Annotated in this window: 2 protein-coding genes, 1 tRNA gene and 1 pseudogene; 2 read left to right on the top strand and 2 right to left on the bottom strand. The window is 61.6% G+C overall.

The annotated features are described in order from the left end of the window. Nucleotides 1-316 (bottom strand): annotated as a pseudogene (locus tag IL54_RS02515) (ComEC/Rec2 family competence protein); the annotation flags it as partial. A gap of 36 nt (nt 317-352) precedes the next feature. On the opposite strand from IL54_RS02515, the gene gltX reads away from it, so the two are divergent. Further along, nucleotides 353-1,801, top strand: a complete 1,449-nt coding sequence (gene gltX, locus IL54_RS02520) for a glutamate--tRNA ligase (protein ID WP_237748761.1) — start codon at nt 353-355, stop codon at nt 1,799-1,801. A 25-nt stretch (nt 1,802-1,826) separates the two neighbouring features. Then, nucleotides 1,827-3,113, top strand: a complete 1,287-nt coding sequence (locus IL54_RS02525) for a citrate synthase (protein ID WP_037472901.1) — start codon at nt 1,827-1,829, stop codon at nt 3,111-3,113. 310 nt (nt 3,114-3,423) lie between these two features. Here the strand turns inward: IL54_RS02525 and IL54_RS02530 are convergent. Beyond that, nucleotides 3,424-3,499 (bottom strand) — tRNA-Ala (locus IL54_RS02530). Nucleotides 3,500-3,648 lie beyond the last annotated feature (149 nt).

The following is a 3,648-nucleotide window of genomic DNA, read 5'->3' on the forward strand; positions in this document are numbered from 1 at the left end:
GTGCCTTCCCCCAGATGAGAACACACCCCATGCAGGCCAGCACCCCGCCCGCCACCATCATCCGCCGCAACCGCGCGCCTTCGGGCAGCAAAACCCCCACACAGCCCAGCGCTAACGCACCGCAGCAAAAGGCCAGCCACGCCATCCGGTGCGGCAACGCGAACCAGGTCGCGATGCCCACTCCCAAGGCGATCGGCGCCCAAAGCGGCACCTGCTCCCGCTCTTTCTCCAGCCAGCGCTCCACCCCTGTAAACCCGGCGCGCAGGCGTGTGGCGACCTCGACCATAAGGGAGGTTTGTCGTGGCTCGAAAGCCATGCTAGGGGGCATCGCATCCATGGATCAGAAGGGCGAATGTCAGGCAATATGGCGGTGAACGCAACGGGAATGAACAAGCCGGTGGTGACCCGTTTCGCCCCCTCGCCAACAGGCTTCCTCCATATCGGCGGTGCCCGCACCGCCTTGTTCAACTGGCTGTTCGCCCGTCATCATGGCGGCAAGTTCCTGCTGCGGATCGAGGATACCGACCGCGCCCGTTCGACCGAGGAAGCGGTCGCCGCGATCTTCGACGGGCTGGACTGGCTTGGCCTTGGCGGCGATGAACCGCCCGTGTTCCAGTTCGAGCGGACACCGCGCCATGCCGAAGTCGCCAACGCCATGCTGGCGGGCGGCCATGCCTATAAATGCTATGCCACGCCGGAAGAACTGGCCGCGCTCCGTGAAGAACAGCGCGCCGCCAAGAAGCCGATGCGCTATGATGGCCGCTGGCGCGATCGCGCACCCGAAGAGGCGCCCGAAGGTGCCCCCTTCGTCATCCGCCTCAAGGCACCACGCGAAGGCGAGACAGTGATCGAGGATGCGGTCCAGGGGCGCGTCGTTGTGCAGAATGCCGAGCTGGACGACATGATCCTGCTGCGGTCGGACGGCACGCCCACTTACATGCTGGCCGTGGTTGTGGACGATCATGACATGGGCGTCACCCATGTCATTCGCGGCGACGATCATCTCAACAACGCCTTCCGCCAACTGTGCATCCTCCGCGCGATGGAATGGGAAGAGCCGATCTACGCGCATATCCCGCTGATCCACGGATCGGACGGAGCGAAATTGTCGAAGCGCCATGGCGCGCTCGGCGTCGACGCCTATCGCGACGAGATGGGGATGCTGCCCGAAGCGGTGCTGAACTATCTGCTGCGCCTGGGCTGGGGCCATGGCGACGAGGAATTCATCCCCACCGCCCGCGCCATCGAACTGTTCGATATTGCGGGCGTCGGCCGCTCGCCGTCGCGCTTCGACATCAAGAAGCTGGAGAATCTTAACGGCCATTATCTGCGCGAAGCCGATGATGCCCGCCTGGCTGCACTAGTGGCGCCCCGCGTAGAAGCCCGGCTGGGCAAGCCATTGCCGGACACTGGTCTAGCACTTTTGGGCGAGGCGATGGCTTCGCTCAAACCCCGCGCCAAAACGCTTAACGAAATTGCGGAGGGCGCTGAATTTCTGTTCAAAAATTGCCCGCTCGATTTTGACGAAAAGGCGTCGGCTCTGCTAGACGAATCGGCACGCGCGCTGCTGGCAAAGACCGCCGACGCTCTCTCGACCACGCCTGTCTGGACGGTCGAAGCGATCGAAGACGCGATACGCCGCGTGGCAGAGGATGCCGGTCTGGCACTGGGCAAGGTTGCGCAGCCTTTGCGGGCCGCGCTCACCGGGCGCACCGTCTCGCCGGGGATTTTCGATGTCCTCTTCCTGTTGGGGAAAGAGGAAAGCTTGGAACGGCTGACCGCTGTGGGCACGCACGGTTAAGTTGATGGCACTCAAGGAGAACAATATGTCGGATAATAATGCCACTTTGACCGTCGGAGGAGCGACGAAAGACTATGCCGTCATGGACGGTTCGGTCGGTCCCCAGGTCATCGACGTTCGCAAGCTGTACGCCAACACCGGCATGTTCACCTATGATCCGGGCTTCACCTCGACGGCGAGCTGCGAATCCGGCCTGACCTATATCGATGGCGACGAAGGCGTTTTGCTGCATCGCGGCTATCCGATCGGCCAGCTGGCCGAAGAATCCAGCTTCATGGAAGTCTGTTACCTGCTGCTGAACGGCGAATTGCCGTCCAAGACCGAGCTGGACGACTTCATCACCACCATCACGCGCCATACCATGGTGCATGAACAGCTCACCACCTTCTATCGCGGCTTCCGTCGCGACGCGCATCCCATGGCGATCATGTGCGGCGTGGTCGGTGCCCTGTCGGCCTTCTATCATGACTCGACCGACATCAACGATCCGCTGCAGCGCAAGATCGCCAGCCACCGTCTGATCGCCAAGATGCCGACGATCGCGGCGATGGCGTATAAATATTCGGTGGGCCAGCCCTTCGTCTATCCGCGCAACGACCTGTCCTACACCGCCAATTTCCTGCGCATGACCTTCTCGGTCCCGGCGGAAGAATATATCCCCGATCCGGTGATCGTGGACGCCATGGACAAGATTTTCATCCTCCATGCCGACCATGAACAGAACGCCTCGACCTCGACCGTGCGTCTGGCAGGGTCTTCGGGCGCCAACCCCTTCGCCTGCATCGCGGCGGGCATCGCCTGCCTGTGGGGTCCGGCGCATGGCGGCGCGAACGAAGCCGCGCTCAACATGCTCCGCGAAATCGGCACCGTCGACAAGATCCCGGAATATATCGCCCGCGCCAAGAACAAGGACGATCCGTTCCGCCTGATGGGCTTTGGCCATCGCGTCTACAAGAATTACGATCCGCGCGCGACGGTCATGCAGAAGACCGCCAAGGACGTGCTGGAGAAGCTGGGCGTCAACGATCCCGTCTTCGACGTCGCCAAGGAACTGGAGCAGATCGCGCTCAACGATCCCTATTTCATCGAAAAGAAGCTTTACCCCAATGTGGACTTCTATTCGGGCGTGATTTTGTCGGCGATCGGCTTCCCGACCGAGATGTTCACCGTCCTCTTCGCCCTCGCCCGCACCGTCGGCTGGGTGGCGCAGTGGAACGAAATGATCTCCGACCCAGCGCAGAAGATCGGCCGTCCGCGCCAACTCTACACCGGCCCGACGCAGCGCGACTATGTGCCCGTCGACAAGCGCTGATCCGGGCTGAGGCTGAAACACGAAACGGCGCTCCGAAAGGGGCGCCGTTTTTCGTCGTGCGGGCAATATAGGGTATGATGACTTTAAGTCACATCACTCCGTTCGCCCTGAGTAGGGGCTGAGCTTGTCGAAGACCCGTATCGAAGGGTCGGCTGCGCTTTATATCCTTCGATACGCCATTCGACTTCGCTCAATGGCTACTCAGGACGAACGGTTCTGAGTAAAGTCATCTCGCTCTAGAAAGCGTGCGCGCAGCATGAGCAAGATGCAGCTATGCTGCACCCGCCAGAACATCATCAATGTCGAAAAATGGTGGAGCCTAGCGGGATCGAACCGCTGACCTCCTGCATGCCATGCAGGCGCTCTCCCAGCTGAGCTAAGGCCCCATTTGGGCATGGCACCAATGGCCCGCCGCATGGATCGAACCCTGTCCGGCTGGCTCCATGAGGAACCAGACCGCCGGTCGAATATAAGGATGGTGGAGCCTAGCGGGATCGAACCGCTGACCTCCTGCATGCCATGCAGGCGCTCTCCC

Origin of the sequence: Sphingobium sp. ba1, from assembly GCF_000743655.1 — a bacterium.
In the GTDB taxonomy this organism is placed as follows: Bacteria; Pseudomonadota; Alphaproteobacteria; order Sphingomonadales; family Sphingomonadaceae; genus Sphingobium.